This window comes from Streptococcus sp. 29896, from assembly GCF_032594915.1.
In the GTDB taxonomy this organism is placed as follows: Bacteria; Bacillota; Bacilli; order Lactobacillales; family Streptococcaceae; genus Streptococcus; species Streptococcus suivaginalis.
Genome location: NZ_CP118733.1, coordinates 631,705 through 651,958, shown reverse-complemented (window position 1 = coordinate 651,958; position 20,254 = coordinate 631,705). Strand labels below are relative to the sequence as shown.

At 37.8% G+C, this 20,254-nt stretch carries 18 protein-coding genes and 3 pseudogenes; 3 read left to right on the top strand and 18 right to left on the bottom strand.

Annotated features, from left to right (window positions below; all coding sequences use genetic code 11):
- Window positions 1-243: 243 nt before the first annotated feature.
- From whiA to PXH68_RS03065, 4 genes are read right to left on the bottom strand one after another with little or no spacing between them, the layout of a single operon-like run.
- Window positions 244-1,155: a DNA-binding protein WhiA gene (whiA, locus tag PXH68_RS03080; protein ID WP_248027475.1), complete on the bottom strand. Its 912-nt coding sequence runs from the start codon at window positions 1,153-1,155 to the stop codon at window positions 244-246.
- Entirely contained in the window at window positions 1,152-2,126 is a 975-nt protein-coding gene (locus PXH68_RS03075; protein ID WP_205030535.1) for a YvcK family protein, read from the bottom strand. Before PXH68_RS03075 ends, whiA begins: the two co-directional genes overlap by 4 nt.
- Window positions 2,123-3,010, bottom strand: coding sequence for an RNase adapter RapZ (gene rapZ / locus PXH68_RS03070; protein WP_205030534.1), 888 nt, complete (start codon window positions 3,008-3,010; stop codon window positions 2,123-2,125). The genes PXH68_RS03075 and rapZ overlap by 4 nt, the downstream gene beginning before the upstream one ends.
- Before the next feature lie 19 nt (window positions 3,011-3,029).
- A complete protein-coding gene (locus PXH68_RS03065) occupies window positions 3,030-3,407 on the bottom strand; it encodes a RidA family protein (RefSeq protein WP_015646991.1) in 378 nt (125 codons plus the stop codon).
- Window positions 3,408-3,628: 221 nt separating this feature from the next.
- On the opposite strand from PXH68_RS03065, the gene PXH68_RS03060 reads away from it, so the two are divergent.
- Window positions 3,629-4,072 carry a PH domain-containing protein gene (locus PXH68_RS03060; RefSeq protein ID WP_398582968.1) on the top strand — a complete coding sequence of 148 codons (444 nt, stop codon included), beginning with the start codon at window positions 3,629-3,631 and terminating at the stop codon, window positions 4,070-4,072.
- Window positions 4,073-4,081: 9 nt separating this feature from the next.
- On the opposite strand, the gene PXH68_RS03055 is transcribed toward PXH68_RS03060, so the two are convergent.
- The 4 genes from PXH68_RS03055 to PXH68_RS03040 all read right to left on the bottom strand — a co-directional run bounded on the left by PXH68_RS03055 (window position 4,082) and on the right by PXH68_RS03040 (window position 8,540).
- Window positions 4,082-5,401 carry an MATE family efflux transporter gene (locus PXH68_RS03055; RefSeq protein ID WP_248027477.1) on the bottom strand — a complete coding sequence of 440 codons (1,320 nt, stop codon included), beginning with the start codon at window positions 5,399-5,401 and terminating at the stop codon, window positions 4,082-4,084.
- A gap of 102 nt (window positions 5,402-5,503) precedes the next feature.
- A complete protein-coding gene (gene asnS / locus PXH68_RS03050) occupies window positions 5,504-6,850 on the bottom strand; it encodes an asparagine--tRNA ligase (RefSeq protein WP_014638198.1) in 1,347 nt (448 codons plus the stop codon).
- Between the two features lie 14 nt (window positions 6,851-6,864).
- On the bottom strand, window positions 6,865-8,046 hold the full coding sequence (locus tag PXH68_RS03045) for a pyridoxal phosphate-dependent aminotransferase (RefSeq protein ID WP_248027479.1): 1,182 nt from the start codon (window positions 8,044-8,046) through the stop codon (window positions 6,865-6,867).
- Complete coding sequence (locus PXH68_RS03040; RefSeq protein ID WP_205030530.1) at window positions 8,043-8,540, bottom strand: cell wall elongation regulator TseB-like domain-containing protein; 498 nt, start codon at window positions 8,538-8,540, stop codon at window positions 8,043-8,045. The genes PXH68_RS03045 and PXH68_RS03040 overlap by 4 nt, the downstream gene beginning before the upstream one ends.
- Before the next feature lie 125 nt (window positions 8,541-8,665).
- Here PXH68_RS03040 and PXH68_RS03035 point away from each other — a divergent pair, with 125 nt between their 5' ends.
- Together PXH68_RS03035 and PXH68_RS03030 are read left to right on the top strand one after the other, a co-directional pair.
- The gene (locus PXH68_RS03035) at window positions 8,666-9,112 is read left to right on the top strand and encodes a MarR family winged helix-turn-helix transcriptional regulator (protein WP_158454390.1); all 447 of its coding nucleotides are present in this window, start codon (window positions 8,666-8,668) and stop codon (window positions 9,110-9,112) included.
- 72 nt (window positions 9,113-9,184) lie between these two features.
- A complete protein-coding gene (locus tag PXH68_RS03030; protein WP_248027481.1) occupies window positions 9,185-9,730 on the top strand; it encodes an NADPH-dependent FMN reductase in 546 nt (181 codons plus the stop codon).
- A gap of 78 nt (window positions 9,731-9,808) precedes the next feature.
- On the opposite strand, the gene PXH68_RS03025 is transcribed toward PXH68_RS03030, so the two are convergent.
- The 10 genes and pseudogenes from PXH68_RS03025 to PXH68_RS02985 form a co-directional block, all read right to left on the bottom strand.
- Window positions 9,809-11,287 carry a nucleotide sugar dehydrogenase gene (locus PXH68_RS03025; protein ID WP_248027484.1) on the bottom strand — a complete coding sequence of 493 codons (1,479 nt, stop codon included), beginning with the start codon at window positions 11,285-11,287 and terminating at the stop codon, window positions 9,809-9,811.
- 142 nt (window positions 11,288-11,429) lie between these two features.
- Window positions 11,430-11,782: pseudogene (locus PXH68_RS03020) on the bottom strand (NAD(P)-binding protein); the annotation flags it as partial.
- A gap of 293 nt (window positions 11,783-12,075) precedes the next feature.
- A complete protein-coding gene (locus tag PXH68_RS03015; protein ID WP_248027486.1) occupies window positions 12,076-13,509 on the bottom strand; it encodes a lipopolysaccharide biosynthesis protein in 1,434 nt (477 codons plus the stop codon).
- A gap of 13 nt (window positions 13,510-13,522) precedes the next feature.
- On the bottom strand, window positions 13,523-14,689 hold the full coding sequence (locus tag PXH68_RS03010) for an O-antigen ligase family protein (RefSeq protein ID WP_248027488.1): 1,167 nt from the start codon (window positions 14,687-14,689) through the stop codon (window positions 13,523-13,525).
- A gap of 17 nt (window positions 14,690-14,706) precedes the next feature.
- Window positions 14,707-14,874, bottom strand: a pseudogene (locus PXH68_RS09880) (DapH/DapD/GlmU-related protein); the annotation flags it as partial.
- 114 nt (window positions 14,875-14,988) lie between these two features.
- Window positions 14,989-15,288, bottom strand: a pseudogene (locus PXH68_RS09875) (hypothetical protein); the annotation flags it as partial.
- Between the two features lie 6 nt (window positions 15,289-15,294).
- On the bottom strand, window positions 15,295-17,238 hold the full coding sequence (locus tag PXH68_RS03000) for a capsular polysaccharide synthesis protein (protein ID WP_248027493.1): 1,944 nt from the start codon (window positions 17,236-17,238) through the stop codon (window positions 15,295-15,297).
- Window positions 17,235-18,374 (bottom strand): glycosyltransferase WbsX family protein, encoded by a 1,140-nt coding sequence (locus PXH68_RS02995; protein WP_248027495.1) that lies wholly within the window; start codon window positions 18,372-18,374, stop codon window positions 17,235-17,237. The genes PXH68_RS03000 and PXH68_RS02995 overlap by 4 nt, the downstream gene beginning before the upstream one ends.
- The gene (locus PXH68_RS02990) at window positions 18,374-19,339 is read right to left on the bottom strand and encodes a capsular polysaccharide synthesis protein (RefSeq protein WP_248027497.1); all 966 of its coding nucleotides are present in this window, start codon (window positions 19,337-19,339) and stop codon (window positions 18,374-18,376) included. Before PXH68_RS02990 ends, PXH68_RS02995 begins: the two co-directional genes overlap by 1 nt.
- On the bottom strand, window positions 19,329-20,159 hold the full coding sequence (locus tag PXH68_RS02985; protein ID WP_248027499.1) for a LicD family protein: 831 nt from the start codon (window positions 20,157-20,159) through the stop codon (window positions 19,329-19,331). Before PXH68_RS02985 ends, PXH68_RS02990 begins: the two co-directional genes overlap by 11 nt.
- Window positions 20,160-20,254 lie beyond the last annotated feature (95 nt).

The window sequence follows — 20,254 nt, the reverse complement described above, 5'->3', positions numbered from 1 at the left end:
ATCTTGAGAGCCAGGTCCCAGCGGATTAACCGTTTTATCGTGTGTCCATTACACACAAACTATATTATACAGGATATTTCTTTGCTTGTAAAGAAATTTCTCTGTCAAAAGATGACTTTTTCTGTTTGTAGATTTAGGATGCTTTAAGTTTTGCATCGTATAATCATTTCAAGCTAGAAATAGCTCACCTTCTTTTTCATATAATCTCCTAGAAAACCGACCCAGCTGGGTCGGTTTTCGTGTTTATAAGTCTTCGGCAAATTTATTAATTTTTCGCAAGCGATGGTTGACCCCACTTTTGGTCAGCGGCTTAGATAGACTATCTGCCAACTGCTGGATAGAAAAATCAGGATGGTGGATTCTCAGCTGCGCAACCTCTTGTAGGTCCGCAGGCAGTTGGTCCAAGCCCACCGTATCCATTATCTTGATGATATTATTGATGGTTTTCATCGAAGCAGTCACAGTTCGAGCAATGTTTGCCGCTTCTGCATTGGTCGCACGGTTCAAATCATTTCGAGTTTCACGAAGGATTTTGACATTTTCAAACTCTGTCTTAGCTTCTTCTGCCCCAATCACCAGCAAGAAATCCATGATATCTTCTGCCCGTTGCAAATAGGTAATGGTCCCCTTGCTTCGCTCAATGACCTTGGCATCCAAGAGAAATTTCTGCAATAACTTAGCCAAATCATGGGCATGGTCCGAGTATACAGAAGCTATTTCCAGCTGATAGCGGCCTTTTTCTGGGTCTTTGACCGATCCACTGGCTAAAAATGCCCCCCTTAGATAGGCTTGACTCCATGCATCTTTTTCCAAGATTGTCGGAGCAATCCCTGTTTCAATCCCAAAAAAACTGTCCGCCAGATAGAGATCGTTGAGAATATCATTGACAGAATGGTCCAAATAAACAGTGTACACCCGATTCTTTTTGAGGTTTGTCTTTTGGTGGTGACGAATGTCCGCTTTTATGGCATAAAAGGCAAAGAGCATTTCATAAATATGCCGGGCTACTTTGGCATTCTCCGTTGAGATGGACAAGGACAGCCCCTTACCAGTCAAGCCGAGACTTCCAGACAATTTGATGATGGCAGCTAATTCACTCTTTTCAAAGTCCGATTTCCCAAGAATTTCTTCTTTTACATGTACCGTGAAACTCATGGCCGCACCTGCACAATCTTAAGTAATTCTGCAACCACAAGATCGCCATCATGAAAAGCTCCGCCATTTTCCAAACGAAGGAAATTAGAAGAGATGACACGTGGTGCTTGCTCCTGCAAGCCTGCAAAATCGTGCTTGACCTGGACCAGGTACTCATCAAACTGATGGGTATTCATATACTCCTGTGGAACTGGCTCAATATTGACCAGGACCGTGTCGATAAATTTTTCAGCCAAGTGGGCATTGAGAACCGCCACATGGTCTGCGTCTGAAAAAAATTCCGTCTCTCCTCTTTGGGTCATGATGTTGCATACATAGGTCACCTCCGCCTTGGTCTCTTTCAATGCCTTACCGATGTCTGGAATCATCAGATTAGGCAAGATAGAGGTAAAGAGGGATCCTGGCCCCAACACGACCATGTCACTATCCATGATAGCATCAACCACTTGACGGCTGGCTGTTGGCTCATCATCGTTATAGGAATTTGTCACATAGACATGTCCAATCATGCCCTCATGAGCAGCGATTTTGCTTTCTCCCACAACCTCTGTCCCATCTGTGAATACAGCATGGAGGGTGAGCGCATTTTCACTCGAAGGATAAATGCGGCCCGTGGTATGGAAAAAGCGGGTCAAGAGCCGCATGGCATTATAGGTTGAACCCTGCATCTCCGAAATTCCTGCAATAATCAGGTTGCCCAAGGGATGTCCTGCCAAGGCGCCATCCGTTTCCGCAAAGCGATACTGGAAAATCTGCTCATACAACTTGGGCATGTCCGACATGGCTAAAAGAACGTTTCGTAAATCTCCTGGAGGTGTGACCTGCAAGGCCTGACGAATCTCACCAGAGGAGCCACCATCATCTGCCACTGTTACGATCGCCGTAATTTCCACATCCTTGTCCCGCAAACTCTTTAGAATCACCGGAATCCCTGTTCCGCCACCAATCACAGTTATTTTAGGTTTTCTCATGAGCGGTTAACCGTTTCCTTCCGTCTGTCCTTATCACGATGGCTGCGGTTAACCAACCAGTTCTTCTCTAAATCGTCGGCCAAACGTTTGGCAAAAGCTACGCTTCGATGTTGACCGCCCGTGCATCCAATTGCAATAGTCAAAACAGATTTGCCTTCTTTCTGGTAACCAGGCAGAATTGGCTCAATCAATCCTAGAAGATGACCGTAGAATTCCTCTGATTCCTGATGGTCCATGACATAGTCAAAGACAGGAGCATCCAAACCTGTCAGATTTCGTAACTCCTTCTGATAATATGGGTTAGGCAAGAAACGAACATCAAAAACCAAGTCCGCATCCAAGGGAAGACCATACTTGAAACCAAAGGACATGACCTCTACACGGAAGGAGGGTTGGTTATCTTGACTAGCAAACTGCTCTGAAATGGCCATTCGAAGATTACGCGGTGTCAATTCTGTCGTATCGATGACATTCTGGCTCATGTTTTTCAAGGGCGCCAAGAGTTCACGTTCTAGCTGAATCCCGTCCAAGACCCGACCATCTGCCGCAAGCGGATGGGACCGACGGGTTTCCTTGTACCGAGCTACCAATTCACTATCCGTCGCATCCAAAAACAAGACCTTAAAATCCAGATCTTCTGCCGACTCAATCTCATCCAAAACTTCTCGAATTTCTGCAAAGAAAGAACGACTCCGCATATCTACCACCAAGGCAATCTTATTGTTGTCTTGGCTGTGGCGAATCAATTCTAAAAATTTTGGCAGAAGGGTCGGCGGCATATTGTCAATGGTAAAATAGCCCAAGTCTTCAAAAGACTGAATAGCTACGGTCTTACCTGCTCCCGACATCCCTGTCACAATCACTAAATGGAGTTTGTCTGACATGACATCCCCTCCTTCTCTCCTAATCAATTACTGCAATCACTTCAATTTCAACCTTGACATCACGAGGCAAACGCGCCACTTCCACCGCTGAGCGAGCTGGAAAATCTGCTGAAAAGGCTGTTTTATAGACTTCGTTGAAAGCCACAAAGTCATTCATATCCTTGAGGAAGCAGGTCGTTTTGACCACATGGTCAAAGTCTGTCCCTGCCGCTTCTAAAATCGCTGCGATATTTTTCAAAACCTGCTCAGTCTGTTCTTGAATGGTTTCCCCAACCACTTCACCCGTCTCAGGCGACAAAGGGACCTGACCAGAGGCAAAGAGGAAATTTCCTACAACTTTACCTTGTACGTATGGGCCGATGGCTGCTGGTGCTTTATCTGTATGAATCGTTTTCATCTGTCAATCTCCTTTGCTTTTCTACATCTATTATAGCACAGTTTTAGACAAACTCATCCTGCTCGCTCTCAAGAAAAACTATTTCCAGACTCTTTTCCCAAGCAAAAAGCTGACATTTTTTCGGGGCAGCCAGTTAGAACATGTTTTTTTATTTACTATTGCATCTTGGCAAAAAAACTACTATACTATTCTATATAAAAATAGAGTAAAGGAGAATGTCTATGGCATTGAATTTAGGAAAAATCGCTCAGGGTCTTGCTGGAAACTTTAGCCAACAAAGCAACGAATCCCTATACGCAGAATACTCTCAGTATCTACTTGATGAGGAAGTCATTCAAAACGGCTACGTCTTGATCCGGGACGCAGTTATCTTTACCAATATTCGTATTATATTCGTGGACAAACAAGGAGCAACAGGGAAGAAAACTGCCATAAAATCCATCTTCCTCTCAACCCTGGTCCATGTCGAGATGGAAACAGCTGGTTTCGGCCTAGATGATAGTGAAATCACTATTACCTACTTGCGCAATATCTACCTCAAATCAAAACAGGAAGAGTTGGTTAGTCTAAAATTGGAATTCCCAAAACAAACCGACATCGTTCCACTTTACAAATACCTCCTCGAATTGGCTTATCAAAACCGCCTATCCATCAATAACTCCTAAAAAAACTGGCTACTCAGCCAGTTTTCTTATTTTTACATGAAATCTCCAAGTCAGAAAAATCGCTCGCAAGAGCAGGTCAATCAAAATCGACAGCCAGACGCCGGCAATTCCTAAACCGAACATCTGGCCTAAGACGACAACACCTACGACGCGCAGCCCCCACATCCCTATCACTGTGGAGTAGAGTGACGACTTGGAATCCCCCAAGCCCTGCAGAGCGCCAGCCATGATCAAAGAAACCGCAAGGCCTGGCTGATTGAAAGCATCAATCCGTAAGGCTGTGACAACTTGTTTGACGGCTTCTAGGTCTTTGGTAAATAGCAGAGCAAAACTTGGAGCTCCGAAAAATAAGATGGTACCGAGCAGGGACATGATGGCTACTCCATAGGCAGAGCTGTGAAATGCAACCCGTCTAACTGTGAGGATGTCCCCCTTTCCCAAGGCTTGACCAATCAAAACCGCTGCCGCTGTCGCAAGACCATAGGCTGGCATATAGGTAAAACTCTCGATGTTGCCTGCAATCATGTGAGAAGCATAGACAGTCGTCCCCAGCCCCACAATCAAGCTGAAATAGACCACCTGTCCCAACCGCATAACCAAGCGTTCGGCTGCTGCAGGTAGGGTCAAATCCACCATTTCCTTAGGACTTCCCAAGTGGAACAATTGTTTGAGATCAACTGCCAAGTCAGTCTGTTGCACCTTTCGGTAAAGCAAGACTGTACCAAGCAAGCGAGCTAAGACGGTTCCTAAGGCGGTCCCTACAATACCCAAACCTGACCAAGAGCCAATACCAAAAATCAAGAAATAGTCCAAGACCACATTAAAACCATTGGTCAGTAAGCTCATTTTCATAGGAGATACTGTATCCCCAGATGCCCGCAGGATTGTTCCCAAAATGGTCATCAGAGCTTGGAAAATCGTCAAACCACCAACCCAGTAAAAAAATGCCTGGGCGCCAGCCAAACTCTCCGCATCTGCTCCCATTAAGACCAGCATCTGCCGCCCGAAAATAAGGGATAGTAAACCCAATAGCAGACCCACACCTACTGAAAGTACTAAAGCCTGACGTACCTGATAGGCGACCGCTTCCTTGTCACCCGCACCAATGGACCGAGCAATCAAAGCCGTTGCCCCAACTCCCAAAGCGATGTACACCGCCAAATAGACATTCAAAATCGTATTGGCAAGACCAACTGCCGTCACTGCTACCAGCCCCAGCTGTGCAATCAAGAGGGTATCCACAAAACCAACTAAGGTCTGAAAGATATTTTCCACCGTCGCAGGAAAGGCCAATCGAATAATCTCTTTTCTCGAACTGCTCTCTTTCATAACTATTCCACTCTATTATTTAGAATAATTATAAATAAAATCCAGTGAAAAAGCAAGAAAACAGACCACATTTGTAGTCTGTTTGTATATCTATTGATTTGCTTACGGATGCAAGCGGTGCAACATACGTGGGAACGGAATGGCTTCACGGATGTGTTTTGTACCAGCGACGAAAGTTACCATACGCTCGATACCGATACCGAAGCCACCGTGTGGCACAGAGCCGTATTTACGAAGGTCAAGGTAGAATTCGTATTCTGACTTGTCCATGCCAAGCTCGTCCATCTTGGCTACCAAGGCATCGTAATTGTCCTCACGCATAGAACCACCGATGATTTCACCGTAGCCTTCTGGCGCCAAAAGGTCCGCACAGAGCACACGCTCTGGATTACCAGGAACTGGTTTCATGTAGAAGGCCTTGAAGCTTGCTGGATAGTTAACAACGAAAGTCGGTACACCAAAGTAGTTTGAAATCCAGGTTTCATGAGGTGAGCCAAAGTCATCTCCATGCTCGATGTGTTCGTAGTCCGTATCTTCATCAGCTTCATGTTCTTGCAGAAGGGTAATGGCATCATCATAAGCCACACGTTTAAATGGTTCTGCAATGTAGCGTTTGAGAGCATCCACATCACGCTCAAGAGTTTCCAAGGCTTGTGGAGCACGGTCGATAACACCTTGAATCAAGGCTTTGACATAAGCTTCTTGCAAGTCAAGTGACTCTTCATGGCTGAGGAATGAATACTCGGCATCCATCATCCAGAACTCAGTCAAGTGACGGCGAGTTTTTGATTTTTCCGCACGGAAAACAGGACCGAAGTCGAAAACACGACCAAGGGCCATAGCACCAGCTTCCAGGTAAAGCTGACCAGATTGACTGAGATAAGCTGGTTGACCAAAGTAGTCTGTTTCGAACAATTCTGTCGAATCTTCTGCCGCATTTCCAGACAAGATTGGGCTATCAAACTTGATAAAGCCATTCTTTTCAAAGAATTCATAGGTCGCATAGATGATGGCGTTACGGATTTGCTGGATAGCGACCTGTTTACGAGAACGCAACCAGAGATGACGGTTGTCCATCAGGAAGTCTGTACCATGTTCTTTAGGCGTAATTGGATAATCTTGTGACTCACCAATCACTTCAAGGTCTGTCACATCCAACTCGTAGCCAAACTTAGAACGCTCGTCTTCCTTGACAATCCCTGTCACATAGACTGACGTTTCTTGGCTGAGGCGTTTTGCTACATCGAACTTCTCCGCACCAGCTTCTTCGCCAAATTTTTCAATGAAGTTTGGCTTGAAAGCAACTGCTTGGAAGAAGGCAGTTCCGTCACGCAATTGCAGGAAGGCTAACTTGCCCTTGCCAGACTTGTTGGCAACCCAGGCACCGATGGTCACTTCTTGACCAACATAATCTTTTACTTGGTTAATGGTAATCAATTTTCTAGACATTATTTTTCCTCTTTTTATTTTTTCATAAATGTGTGTAGTCGAGCCACTGCTTCTTTGAGCGTGTCCATATCTGTCGCATAGCTGAGGCGGATATTCTCAGGAGCTCCAAAACCAGCACCTGTTACCAAGGCTACTCCTACTTCTTCCAGAATAGCTGTGGTAAATTCGGTCACATCTGTGTAGCCTTTCATCTCCATAGCCTTTTTGACATTTGGGAAGAGATAGAAGGCTCCTTCTGGCTTAATGACTTCAAAACCTGGTACTTCTGCTAGTAAGGGATAAATGGTATTGAGTCGCTCTTCAAAGGCCTGACGCATGGTTTCGACCGTATCTTGCGGACCTGTAAAGGCTTCAATGGCCGCATACTGAGCAACTGCTGTCAGGTTTGAAGTCGTTTGTCCGACAATCTTGCTCATAGCCGCAATGATTTCAGGATTACCAACGGCAAATCCAACCCGCCAACCTGTCATGGCATAGGCCTTGGCCACCCCATTGACAACAATAGTCTGCTGACGAATGCTTTCTGAAATGCTTGAAATCGGTGTGAAGGTATTTCCATTATAGACCAAACGACCGTAAATATCGTCTGCCAAGATGAGAATATCGTGCTCTACAGCCCAGTTTCCAATAGCTTCCAATTCCTCACGACTGTAAATCATACCCGTTGGATTGGACGGACTATTGAGCAAAAGGACCTTGGTCTTGTCTGTCCGAGCTGCTTCCAGCTGTTCAACCGTTACCTTGAAATTGTGCTCTTCTGTCGCAGTGACAAAGACAGGCACTCCTTCGTTCATCTTGATTTGGTCGGCATAGGATACCCAGTAAGGCGTTGGAATCAGGACCTCATCGCCAGGATTGATGACCGCCGCAAAGAAGGCATAAAGAACAAACTTAGCACCTGTCGCAAGAACGACTTGCTTGCGTTCGATAGAGTAGCCGTAGAAGTTCTCAAAGTAGGTATTAACCGCGTCCTTCAACTCTGGAAGACCTGAAGCCACAGTGTAAAAACTCGCCTTACCATCTTCGATAGACTTAATAGCAGCTTGCTGGATATTTTTCGGTGTGACGAAGTCTGGCTCACCCAAGGTCAGCTCTAAAATATCACGTCCCTCAGCCTTCAAGGCCTTGGCCCGTGCACCTGCTGCCAGAGTGACACTTTCTTCCATTTCTAAGACACGTTTTGATAGCTTGCTCATAAGCCCTCCTTCTTAATAAAATCACCGGATTCAAACGAGATGAGATAGTAAGTCTGCTCAGACTTCACTTCCCAAACGAGCTGTTCTTGGTAAACACCTAAAACAGCACGATCGATTTGTGTAGCACCATTTTCCTTTGCACGGCTCTCTGCCTCACCCTGCTCAATTCCAGCAGATAGATCTGACAGATAAATCGTATCATCCTGATCCGACACTAGGGCGACTAAATCATTCCCCGCCTCATCCTTGCCATAAAAACTATAAAAGCTTTCTTGTCCATTATAGAGTTCAATATCCTCCACAGCCTGAATCGGTGTGTTGGCTAACACAACTCGCTCGAGTTCTCGTTCCGTGTCTTTTCTAGGCTGAATAGATAAATCGAGTAGGAAAAAAAAGGAAAAAACAAGTACAAAAAGGCAAATAAACAAGCCGACCAGCCACTGGCCCAAGGTCGATTGCAAAAAACGTGCTACAGATTCTAGTGATTTTTTCATATCGTTCTTATTATACACCATATTCCTTCAGAATGCTATCCTTTAGGGAAAAGAGGTCCGCATGTTTTCCCTGTTTATCCAGAGAAAATCTTGCATAAAGCATGCATTATTGATAAAATAGGGCTATGAACAGGATTGAACAAGCATTACAAGAAAATCAAGAAGCCCTACATAGTTTGGTTGTTTTTCGCAGAGCAGCCAATGCTATCGTCAAACAGGAAGTCGAAACAATTAAGAAACACAATTTGACTGTTTGTCAATTTGGCGTTTTAGAAGCCTTGTACAATAAAGGCGACCTTCGAATCCAAGATCTGATTGATAAACTCCTCAGCACTTCTGGAAATATGACCGTCGTCATCCGAAACATGATTCGCGATGGCTATGTTGTAAAGGTTCCAGATACCAAGGACAGACGCTCCTTCCTAGTCGGTTTAACCCCACTCGGTCGCGAACGCATAGAAGCGATTTTGCCTGAACATTATGAAAATATCGGTAAAATCTTCTCAGTCATTAGCCCTGAGGAACAAGTCATCTTGGCTGACATCTTAAAAAATTTTAAAAATTTGAAATAATCTACATTTAAATCGTGACAAAACACAAAAATTATAATATAACAACATCATGAATTTAAAAGGAGCCTAGATATGGCACATATCTTATTTCTAGTTGGGTCACTACGTGACGGATCTTTCAACCACCAAATGGCAAAGGAAGCAGAAACTCTTTTGGCTGACAAAGCTCAAGTCTCCTATATTGACTTAGCTTCCATTCCCCTCTTTAATCAGGACATTGAAATTCCAATACTCCCTGCAATTGCCCAACTTCGAGATCAAGTTGCAGCTGCAGATGCCATTTGGATTTTTTCACCAGTCTACAATTACGCCATTCCAGGTATCGTGAAAAATGCTCTAGATTGGCTCAGTCGATCACTAGACTTGACAAATCCCAAAGGCCCTTCAATCCTTCAAGATAAGCTGACAACTGTTTCTGCAGTTGGAAATAGCGGTCACGACTTTCTCTTTAAGGATTTCCAGCATCTTCTTCCATTCATTAGAACACAAATTGTCGGAGAATTTACAGCTAGCACTGTCAACCCTGAAGCATGGGCAACAGGCCAACTGATTTTATCCGACACTGTTCGAGCAAGTTTGGAGGCGCAAGCACAAGCCTTGCTGGATGCTATTCAATAAGTTTCCCCCTATAATACCCCTACTCTGGATTCCCCCAACTTCCAGAGTAAGAAAAAAAAGAGGCATGACCTCTTTTTTTTAATCCCTACGAAAAATATCTCGCGTATAAACCTTGTCCTGTACATCTGCTAAAGACTGATCAAAACGGTTGGCAACGATTGCCTGGCTTAATTTTTTAAACTGCTTGAGATTATTGACAACCTTGGAACCAAAGAAGGTAGTGCCATTTTCCAAAGTCGGTTCATAAATAATGACCGTCGCACCCTTGGCCTTCAAACGCTTCATGACACCTTGGATCGAACTTTGACGGAAATTATCAGAGTTGCTCTTCATGGTCAAGCGGTAAATCCCAATGGTAATATCTTTTTCCTCTTGAAGCGAATAAACATCCCGCTCAGAGTAGGCATAATAATCCGCCATCTTCAAGACCTGATCTGCAATAAAATCCTTTCGCGTACGATTTGACTCAACAATAGCCGTCATCATATTTTGCGGAACTTGATCATAGTTCGCCAACAACTGTTTAGTGTCTTTGGGTAAGCAATAGCCCCCGTAACCAAAGGAAGGATTATTGTAATGATTGCCAATCCGTGGATCTAAACCAACCCCATTGATAATGGCCTCCGTATTCAGACCTTTTAGTTCAGCGTAGGTATCAAGCTCGTTGAAGTAAGAAACCCGTAGGGCTAAGTAGGTATTGGCAAATAATTTTACCGCTTCTGCTTCTGTCGCCCCCATAAAAAGGATATCAATGCCCTCTTTCTCGGCCCCTTGTTCCAACAAGGAAGCAAATAATTGGGCTTTTTGACGCACCTCCTCTGAATCAGTCACTTCATAGGATACAATAATACGAGATGGATAAAGATTGTCATATAGTGCCTTGGATTCACGCAAAAATTCTGGACTAAAAATAATCCGATCCGTTTGGAATTTTTCCCGCATGCTTCTTGTAAAACCAACCGGTATGGTCGATTTAATAACAATCAAAGCATGGTTATTGTAAGATAGAACCGTTTCGATAACTGATTCTACGTGACTTGTATCAAAATAATTCTTCTCACTATCATAGTTGGTAGGAGCAGCAATCACAACAATTTCAGCATCTTGATAGGCAGATGCTGCATCTAAAGTTGCCTGCAAACGTAAGTCCTTTTCGGCCAAATATTGCTCAATATAATCATCTTGAATCGGAGACTGCTTGGCATTGATCAATTCCACCTTTTCAGGAATCACATCCACAGCAGTCACGTCATGATGCTGCGCCAAAAGAACAGCCACAGAAAGGCCCACATATCCAGTACCTGCCACAGCTACCTTGACTACTTTGCCTAATTTCTCTTTTTTTTCAGAAGGACCCTTGAAAAAATCGGATGGAGAAAGTCCTAAACAATTACAAATAATCTCAAACTGGACAAGACTTGGTGAAAAATCCCCCTTCTCCATCTTACTAATGCTAGAGCGACTGATTTCAGTCACCTCAGCTAGTTGAACCTGAGTCCAACCAAGCTCCTGACGACGCAGTTTCATCTTTTTTCCAAAATCTATCGTTGAAAACATATATTAACACCTCAGAATCATTATACAACTTGTTCATATTTCTTTCAACAAAAAACATCTATTTCTCAAAAAAAGAGATAGATGTTCATATTTTAGACAAGTTTTCATGTATTTTTCCATCCAAAACAGCACGATGCTCCTAAATCTTTGACTCTGCTTCAGAAAGAGTCACTACTCTTCAAGCTTGTTAAAGAAATCATGTTAATTGATAAGTCATAAATTTCCCCCTTGTAATTGGCAACTGGTGAATTAGTGTAGCTGTTGAACTCCGCAAATTGGTCGACATAGTCCAAAATTTCCTTTTCAAAAGTATGCAAAATATATGCACCGTATTCTTGGACCTGGTCGCCTTCTACTCCCTTCGTGTGGATATTGTCCGTAATAGGGGGCACGTTTCCCGATTGTCCTCACCTTTTTACCTATTGGAGCTGTTTCATGGACAAAAACTGCACCAAACAAGTCCGCTCCAAACACTAAATAATCGTAATACTTCACATAATTTGTTTATTATTTCTCCTTAGACACTGCATAAAACCTATAACTGTACGAAACTTGGGCAAATAGCTCTTTGGTCAGTTTATTAATGTCTAGCCAAACTTCACCCAAGCTAACATGATCTTACCAAGTCTCCAAATTGAGAAATTTTTTCTATCTGTTTGTTCAGAAAATATCATTGTTATATTATCGCATTTTCTGCAACAATGGCAAAGAAATAAAAAAGACTTAATCCTGTTAAAATCAGAACTAAATCCTAGTAGTCAACAATTATCAAACTTTTGTGGTATAATTCAACTCCTTCTTAAAAACGTAGTAAATTGTCGAAAGCTTTTGTTTTTAAAAATTATTGAAACAATGAAGTAAATAATAATTCCAACAATAATTTGTATCAGTAACTCAGAAAATCTATCTAACTCCAATACATTTCCAATCAAATAAACTACCATTCCCATAATAATTGATAAAAGAAAATTCTGACAGAAATCAACTAATATCTCAACATAAGAATATCCAATCAATTTAGTAGAATAATATGAATAAATTAGCAAAGCTAATAGTTCAATAACAATCTCTGAAATAGCTATATAGACTACACCGAAATTTATTGTACAGAATAATAGAACTAGTGCAAAAATTCTTACAGGGATATCCATTTTCAATAAAATTCCTGACTCTCCTATCGCTTTTATAGCCTGTACTATAGCAGTTTGAAAAGGTCTAATAAGTAAACAACAGCATATTATCTGAACATAAGGAACTGCTGGTAACCATTTATCTGTCATAACTAAAGAAACAATTGAATCCGCACAAACAATAAAACCAACTAAAATCGGGCTCATTATGTAAGAACTAGTTTGTGCAGTATTTCTTGTTAATGATTTAATTTTTTCAATGTTATCTTGTTCCCTAGACATTACAGGAAACATTGTTTTACTTACAGCTGAATCAACATTTGTAACAATTAAATTAGGATATTGATTCCCCTTAGAATAGTATGCCAAATCTGTTGCAGAGTATACTCTACCAATTAACAAACTTCTTATATTAGCATACAGTGTATTAAACATCGTCTGAAGAAAAATCTTTACTCCAAAGTCGAATAGTTTTGTTAAGCGCTTAGTCGAGAAAACTAAAGAAGGTTTCCACTTAATACTAAACCATAAAACAATGGTAATAGTAAACACATTTATCAAATCCTGAAAGACTAGTGCCCAAACACCAAAATTGCTATATGCAAGTGTCACACCAACTATCCCTGAGACAATCGTTGCTGACACAGTCGATGAAAAAAATTTTTGAAATAACATATGTCTTGAAACATATGCCTGTTGAACAGAATTCAAAGCTGACAATGGGACTTTCAATGCCAGAACACGTAATACTATTGTTAGTTCCTCCAATTTATAAAATTGGGCTACAAATGGTGCTGATAAAAAAACAATTAAATATATAGCGCCTCCTAATCCTAAACTAAACCATAAAACCGTTGAATAATCAATATCATCAACATCATTTTGCTGAATCAATGCAGCACTAAATCCACTTGTCATAAATACATTTAGTATTGTAATGATTACAGTGACAATTGAAATTAATCCATAATCAGCAGGAGCTATTAAACGAGTTAAAATAATAGTAACTACGATAGAAACAATCTGAGACATGAATCGTTCAGAAAGCGACCATATCATACCACTTATAACTTCTCGATTTGTCCTTTTCATTTACTTCCCCATTCTAAGATTTATTATCCAACTGTAAATCAATAAATTCTTCTATATAAAAAGGAAAAATTATCATTAACTGCATTAAATAGTGAGAAGTAACTTCTGTAATGCCCGCTAAAATATACACAAACATTGAGAATGATAGGATTCTTGCAATTGGATTTTTCCAAAAAACATTCATTTGTTTAGAATTTCTAAAATAGATAACAAGTATACATATCAAACCTATCCAGCCTGATTGTACACCAAAATTCAGTAATTGATTATGTGCATGGGTTGCTCCCCGCCATAAAAATAATCCGAAATTTCCCAAAATATTTACTACCTGATCTGATTGCATCTTTCCTAAACCAATCCAATGAATGCTATTTAGTGCATTCATCCAAATTGTAGTTCTGTTAGTAAAAGTAAGTTCTTTGCCAAGAACTCCCTCAATAATTGGAGATAGGAATGATACATTATTAGCTATTACAATAAGGAATTGAATAACTAAAGCTAATAATAGTGCAGGAATTGGTTTAAAGAACTTATTTATTTTATTTGTTAAAAATAGAATCCCTAGTATTACTGATGTCACAATAAGAGTTGATGAAGTTTGAAAAAATTGTGTGGCAAAAATTGCCAATATTAGAATCTTCCATCGAATACTCTTTGGATGAAAATAACTATCCATCATAGCAATCATTAATCCAGGAAGTAACCAATTCAAAAAATTATTTCTTGAACCTAAAAACCACTCAAAAGTATATCCATAGGCAACATTAAACCTACTAAATAAACGATCTGGGAAAAAAATTAAACTCAGCAAATTTAAATATATACAAATTTCAAAATGTAATTGAAACGCTCTAAATAGAGACATGATTCTAGTTTTATACAAACTAAATAGAAGGATTACAGAGGTGAACATCAAAAAATATGAAACAGTTGCTCTAATCTGCCCTCGATTGAAAATCGTTAATAGTAGAATCCAAAATTCTATACCTATTAATAAAAATGGAAAGCGATAGAATGTTCCTTTATTGCGAAATGCAATAGTTATAATCACTATCGGTAACAGGATACTTAATACATTGTAAATTGCACTAACAAGTGGTATTGTAATAAAATATGTTGGTTCAAAAATTGGCATTAATGCAATGAAAGCAAAGATATCCGTTTTTTTTAATTTTAACATACCAATTAGAGCTCTATCTTTCTAATAATTTTTGCAGGACTCCCTGCAATAATACAGTATGGGGGAATATTTTTTGTTACAACTGAATTTGCACCAATTACAACACCATCACCAATTTTGACATCTGGCATAATACTAACATTTCTTCCAATCCAAACATTTTCTCCAATTTCTACGGAACCTTTACTATAAATGTCTCTTTCAGCTGGAGGTAATGTAATATCAAATTTATCACTCTTACCATGATTGTTGTCTGTAATAAACACATTATCTCCGATTAAAGTCCCCTGCCCAATTTTAATACTATTTGAACAAGTCACATAGCAATTATCTCCAAATGATACTCTATCCTCAATTGTTAAATTCGGATTTTCAGAAATAATTTTTCCTTTATACTCTTTCCAAGCATGTAACTTTAAACCATTTCTTGACAATACATTATTGCCAATATTTATATATTTGTGTCCGTAAAAATCAAAAGATGCTCCGATTGATACTCCTTTTCCAACACTATTAAATTTTTTCTTTTCAAGTAACCATAAAATTTTATCCAAAATTAAATATGGTCTCAAAAATTTATTAATCACTTTATGATTCATTTATTCCTAACCTTTAAATAGTTCTTTTAGAAAATTATCATCAGTACTTGCTTGAGTACTATACATCCAAGAAAGCTTTTGTGGCACTTCTTTTAACAATCTAAGGCTATACTTATTAAATTTCATTTTATACAAATTTGCAAGTAGGAACATATCACCAATTACATTATCTGTTTTAGATAATACATCATTATCTAGTTTATTTATTTTACAAATCATAAATAATACATCTATAAAGAAATAAATTGGAAAATTACCATACTTTAAGTAATATTCTTCGAATAAATTATTCATAACTGTGACAAAATGAGCATTTTTTCTAGAAGCAATAAAATACCCTGACCATGTACAACTTACATTCTTATATTCATAAAAGCTATTACTTGAGGAGAAACAAATAGAGTTGAATGAATTCTCTTTCAAATTATCAAAAATATCATAATAATCAAGAAAAAGAATTGTTGAATCAATCCATGCCCCTCCATGATTCTTTAATAAATTAAATCTTAGAATATCAGAGAAAGTTTGAATTGAAATATCTCCATTTTGAAACGCTTTTAATATTATAGGATTTATATCTGTATACTCAACAAAATTATTTTTTGATATTTCTATTATTTTTGCAGATGGGTTAAAATGCTTTACTGAATCCAAACATTTTTGAACAAGTAGTGGTGCATTCTCAAAACCATCCCACCAAAATACAAAAATATTTCTTTCGATTGTTGAATTTGAAAAATCAGTTTTTCCTGATTTATATTTATCTAATATTGGCTGAATTTGCTCTTCGATTTCTGATGTCTGATTATACATATCATCAAAAGCATTTTGCCTTTTTTGGCGATGTTGGAATAATTTTAAAGCTTTTGTATAACCTACTTTTGTGAAATCCTCAAAAAATAACGGAAGCTCTTTAATAATTTTTCTCACCTCTTTTTTTGAATTCTCAAAAAATTGGTTAATTCTAATATATGTTCTTCCAGATACTCGTCTTCTGAGCTCTAACTCAAGTAACTTTTTCTTATCGATTTTATTATTTATTATCAGTGATAACGCCTTTTGATATAAATTATCAAATTTTAATGTATTGTAAAAACTAATAAAATCTATTTGAGAACTATATTTTAAGCGTTGAAATGTATTCTCAATTAAAAAATAATATAATGCCAAAGATTGTTCTTCTGAAACAAAATTTAGTGAATTTAATTTTTCAAATGCTACTTTACTTTTTTCAATTGTCTTTTGAGCAGCACTTGATTTCATCATAGAGTTTTGGTTACCTATGTTATAAAAATACGAATTTGGAGCTTCCAAAACACATACAGATTTACTAGCTCTTAAAACCAATGCAGTAAAGATAGAATCCTCACCTAAAGTGATATTTTTACATGTCTCAAATTGAGGAACAATTTTATCTATTACTGTTTTTTTATAGAGTTTATTCCATCTCGAAATGAAAAATTTTGAAGAAACTTCTACTGTTCCTTCTTCAAAAAGATAAGAATTTTTTGACTCCTCTAAATCTATACCTTCATATACTTTGGTTTGCTTTAAATAACATGGCAACAATTTACCTTTTTTATCTAAGTAATATCCCATAGCTACAATGTCAAATTCATCAACTAACTGTTCAACAAAATTACTAATAAAATCATTACCTAATCTGTCATCTGGATCTAAGAATGCAATGTATTCACCACTTGCTTGCTTAATACCTGCAAGTGTAGCAGCCACCAAACCACCATTATCTTGTTGAATATATCTTATTCTACTATCTTTACTAGCATAGTTTTCAATAATTGATTGACTTGAGTCTGTTGACCCATCGTTTACTATAATAACTTCTATGTTTGAATATGTCTGATTTATTATAGATTCTAGTGAAGTAGATAAGTATAGTTCTTGGTTATATACAGGTACTATAATTGATATCAATGGATTAATCATCATTGTTTCAACTCTTCTCCTAAAACTTTCAAAAATTCTTTTCCATAAACCGTATCTGGCTCTAAGTAAGCCCCCTCAGCCCACTCATTCCAAGAATTCAAGAAAATTAAACGATGTTCTGGATTTCTATCCTTTACACACTCAATCGCATTTTTTATCGCTTGTCTAAACTCAGATGGGGTACTTTCATAATATACTACTGCAGTCCTACCAGATCGAGGTGAACGATCTCTTCCAGGGATAAGTTGTGGATAGATATTTTCAACTGAATCTTCGGCAGTATTAAAATTTCTTATAATATCTCTATATTTATATTTCTCAATAAACATAGAGTTAAGATATTTTCGTCCTACAGCATGAAAAACTTTCTTAAGTGTGCCATTTGCTTTCAACTCTGCATATTTTAATGTATGAGAATTTATACCGTCGTATCCTAAACTTAAAACTTTTTGATATGCGGGCATAAATTGTTCCTCAACATTTTTAATATTTTTGACTCCAAGAGTCCCGAGTGGGTCTACTTTTGCAACAAAATAAATCCCTGGTAGTCCATTTTCTTTTGCTAATCGTTGCCATAAAGAAATAAATTCTCGAGAATCTGGAATTTCTTTAGGATTCCAAATATAAAATAATGGTTTATCATCTACAGTTATATAACGTTCGTCCTTTAAAGCTGGTAAAACATGATAAAAATGTTGTTCGTAATCAAATAATCCTGGATATTTTTGTTCAAATATCATTGAATCCTGAGATTTACTCTTATTTTTATCCCATGTTTTAGTTGTCCAGCTATGATTTGCCCATCCTAAACAAAATGGAAAATCTGGTTTTCCAGATGCCAATACCTCGTTAAAGGGTCTTTCCAAGGTTTGGACACCATTTCCAAACCAATAATGCCAGTAACAAAAACCTTCAATTCCTGCTTCTCTCGCAAGCTCAGCTTGTTGTTCTCTAACTTCAGGCATCCTCAAATCATAAAATCCTAAATCAGCAGGTATACGAGGTTGATTATGCTTTCTAAACAATGGTTTTGCTTTTGCAACATTTGTCCATTCTGTAAATCCTTTCCCCCAAAATTTATCATTTTCGGGGGTTGGATGGAACTGTGGTAAGTAAAACGCAATAACTCTTGCTTTCATTAATATTCCCTAATAATCTTTCTATAAAAAGTGTCAAGTTGTTGTATGTTGTCTTTAGTAAACTTATAAGTTAATTTATGAACTGAAGTTTGAGTTGTTATTCCATTCCAAATATGTTCATTATAATCATCAAATAGCCTTAGCAACAAAGAATGTGGAGCTGAACTTGATGAAGGTATCACTTCATTCCAATCAGCTGGATAATGTTCAGTTGCAATTTGAAAAAACATGTGGAAAATAAAATAATGAATAATTCTATTATTTTTTGACCAATATGAGTACAATAATTCTTTTGTCATCAGAAGTAACGGATGATTTGCTCTTGAAGTAATAAACCAATTAGAAATTACTAGCGGATTCCCATCTAGAGCCGGTTTTAATTTTTGATAGAGAAAAAAATCTGAGTCAAAAATGAAATTTGGGTAGTTATCATCCGAAAAATAAACTGTTGCATCAACCCAGCTTCCACCATAATTTGTCAATAGCTCTAATCTTAACAAGTCGGAAAGGTGAGCACCGGAAATTATACCTTTATCCACTTTTTCTTGAATCTTCTCAGGAAATGTAATATATTTTCTATAATTTTCACAAGAAATAACAATTATTTCTTTGTTATAAACGTGATTTCTGAGACTATCAATACATGATTTTACAATATCCGGAGCATTTTCAATTCCTTGAAACCAACAAACCCATACAACATTGTCCTTACGATAAGAAAATTCTTTAGAATCAAGCATTGATTTTATCTTCAGGGCATCTTTTGAATATTGTCTTCTTAATCGATTTATAATTCTATTGTCAACAGAATTTCTAACAATTTCTAAAGATTTTTTTGAAGTACCTTGAGTTATTATTTGCAATAATGCAAAAAATAGGACACCTGAATTTGCATATTGCTTGATGATAGTAAATCCATTAACTTTTTTAAAAATTTTAGAAAATTTTTTTATTTTACTTACCATTCTTTTCCTCAATATTAATAACTTTAAAATGTGTCTTTCGACAATCCTCAGATGGCAGTTGCATATAGTCACCATAGGTATAAGTTAAGTATTCATCATACATATCTAGTCCAACTATTTTGATATCCTCAAATTGATACTTTGTTCCTTCTCCATACCACTCTTTAGGAACAATTTCTCTTGTTCGATAGGCTCCCATAATATTACCTATTAACTTAGAAGATTCAATATCTTGTTTTGAAAGCAATTTATCGATTTTTTCTTTCTCTTTATAAGGACTTGTGATCTTTTCAATTGGGATTTTTTCTAAAATACCAAGTAAAATTTTTTCTGCAAAACCACGTTTTCTTTTTCGATCAATAGAATCTTTATAGCATAAAGACATCATTGCTCTATGGTAGAGTACTCTTAAATAATAAATTTTTCTTAAAATTATGTTATTAGGTGTACCATCAATAGGAAAAATATCAATTGATGCATGTGTGTACTTACTACTGTTTCCTATCCTTTCTTCAACAACTTGAGTGGTTGTATCCAAAACCCTTGTAATATAGTATTGGTACTCAGGTGTATTCTTATAATTAACAATTTTTAACTCTTCGGATAATCTGATAGGAGCAACTTTCAGAAATTTTTCATAATCCTTGCGTGGCATTCCTAAATCAATATCATCATCCCAAGGAATAAAACCTCTATGTCGAATCGCACCAAGCATAGTCCCACCCAAAGCATAGTAGGATAAATTATATTCTTCACAAATCTTAATAACTTCTTTTACAATTTTTAAATCTACTTGATGTAGAGGATTTGATACAACCATTATTTTTCCTTAATTATAAATTATAAACCAACAAATCCACTTTTTATTTAAAAATGGATAATATCTGCACGACTCTTATATCATTTAATAAAATA

Bases quoted from the DNA above. Each gene is read 5' to 3' on its own strand.
- asnS (WP_014638198.1), bottom strand. From the start codon at position 6,850: ATGTCTAGAAAATTGATTACCATTAACCAAGTAAAAGATTATGTTGGT.
- whiA (WP_248027475.1), bottom strand. From the start codon at position 1,155: ATGAGTTTCACGGTACATGTAAAAGAAGAAATTCTTGGGAAATCGGAC.
- PXH68_RS03025 (WP_248027484.1), bottom strand. From the start codon at position 11,287: ATGTTTTCAACGATAGATTTTGGAAAAAAGATGAAACTGCGTCGTCAG.
- PXH68_RS03015 (WP_248027486.1), bottom strand. From the start codon at position 13,509: ATGAAAAGGACAAATCGAGAAGTTATAAGTGGTATGATATGGTCGCTT.
- PXH68_RS02985 (WP_248027499.1), bottom strand. From the start codon at position 20,159: ATGGTTGTATCAAATCCTCTACATCAAGTAGATTTAAAAATTGTAAAA.
- PXH68_RS03010 (WP_248027488.1), bottom strand. From the start codon at position 14,689: ATGTTAAAATTAAAAAAAACGGATATCTTTGCTTTCATTGCATTAATG.
- PXH68_RS03055 (WP_248027477.1), bottom strand. From the start codon at position 5,401: ATGAAAGAGAGCAGTTCGAGAAAAGAGATTATTCGATTGGCCTTTCCT.
- rapZ (WP_205030534.1), bottom strand. From the start codon at position 3,010: ATGTCAGACAAACTCCATTTAGTGATTGTGACAGGGATGTCGGGAGCA.
- PXH68_RS03030 (WP_248027481.1), top strand. From the start codon at position 9,185: ATGGCACATATCTTATTTCTAGTTGGGTCACTACGTGACGGATCTTTC.
- PXH68_RS03060 (WP_398582968.1), top strand. From the start codon at position 3,629: ATGGCATTGAATTTAGGAAAAATCGCTCAGGGTCTTGCTGGAAACTTT.
- PXH68_RS03035 (WP_158454390.1), top strand. From the start codon at position 8,666: ATGAACAGGATTGAACAAGCATTACAAGAAAATCAAGAAGCCCTACAT.
- PXH68_RS02990 (WP_248027497.1), bottom strand. From the start codon at position 19,339: ATGGTAAGTAAAATAAAAAAATTTTCTAAAATTTTTAAAAAAGTTAAT.
- PXH68_RS03075 (WP_205030535.1), bottom strand. From the start codon at position 2,126: ATGAGAAAACCTAAAATAACTGTGATTGGTGGCGGAACAGGGATTCCG.
- PXH68_RS03065 (WP_015646991.1), bottom strand. From the start codon at position 3,407: ATGAAAACGATTCATACAGATAAAGCACCAGCAGCCATCGGCCCATAC.
- PXH68_RS02995 (WP_248027495.1), bottom strand. From the start codon at position 18,374: ATGAAAGCAAGAGTTATTGCGTTTTACTTACCACAGTTCCATCCAACC.
- PXH68_RS03040 (WP_205030530.1), bottom strand. From the start codon at position 8,540: ATGAAAAAATCACTAGAATCTGTAGCACGTTTTTTGCAATCGACCTTG.
- PXH68_RS03000 (WP_248027493.1), bottom strand. From the start codon at position 17,238: ATGATGATTAATCCATTGATATCAATTATAGTACCTGTATATAACCAA.
- PXH68_RS03045 (WP_248027479.1), bottom strand. From the start codon at position 8,046: ATGAGCAAGCTATCAAAACGTGTCTTAGAAATGGAAGAAAGTGTCACT.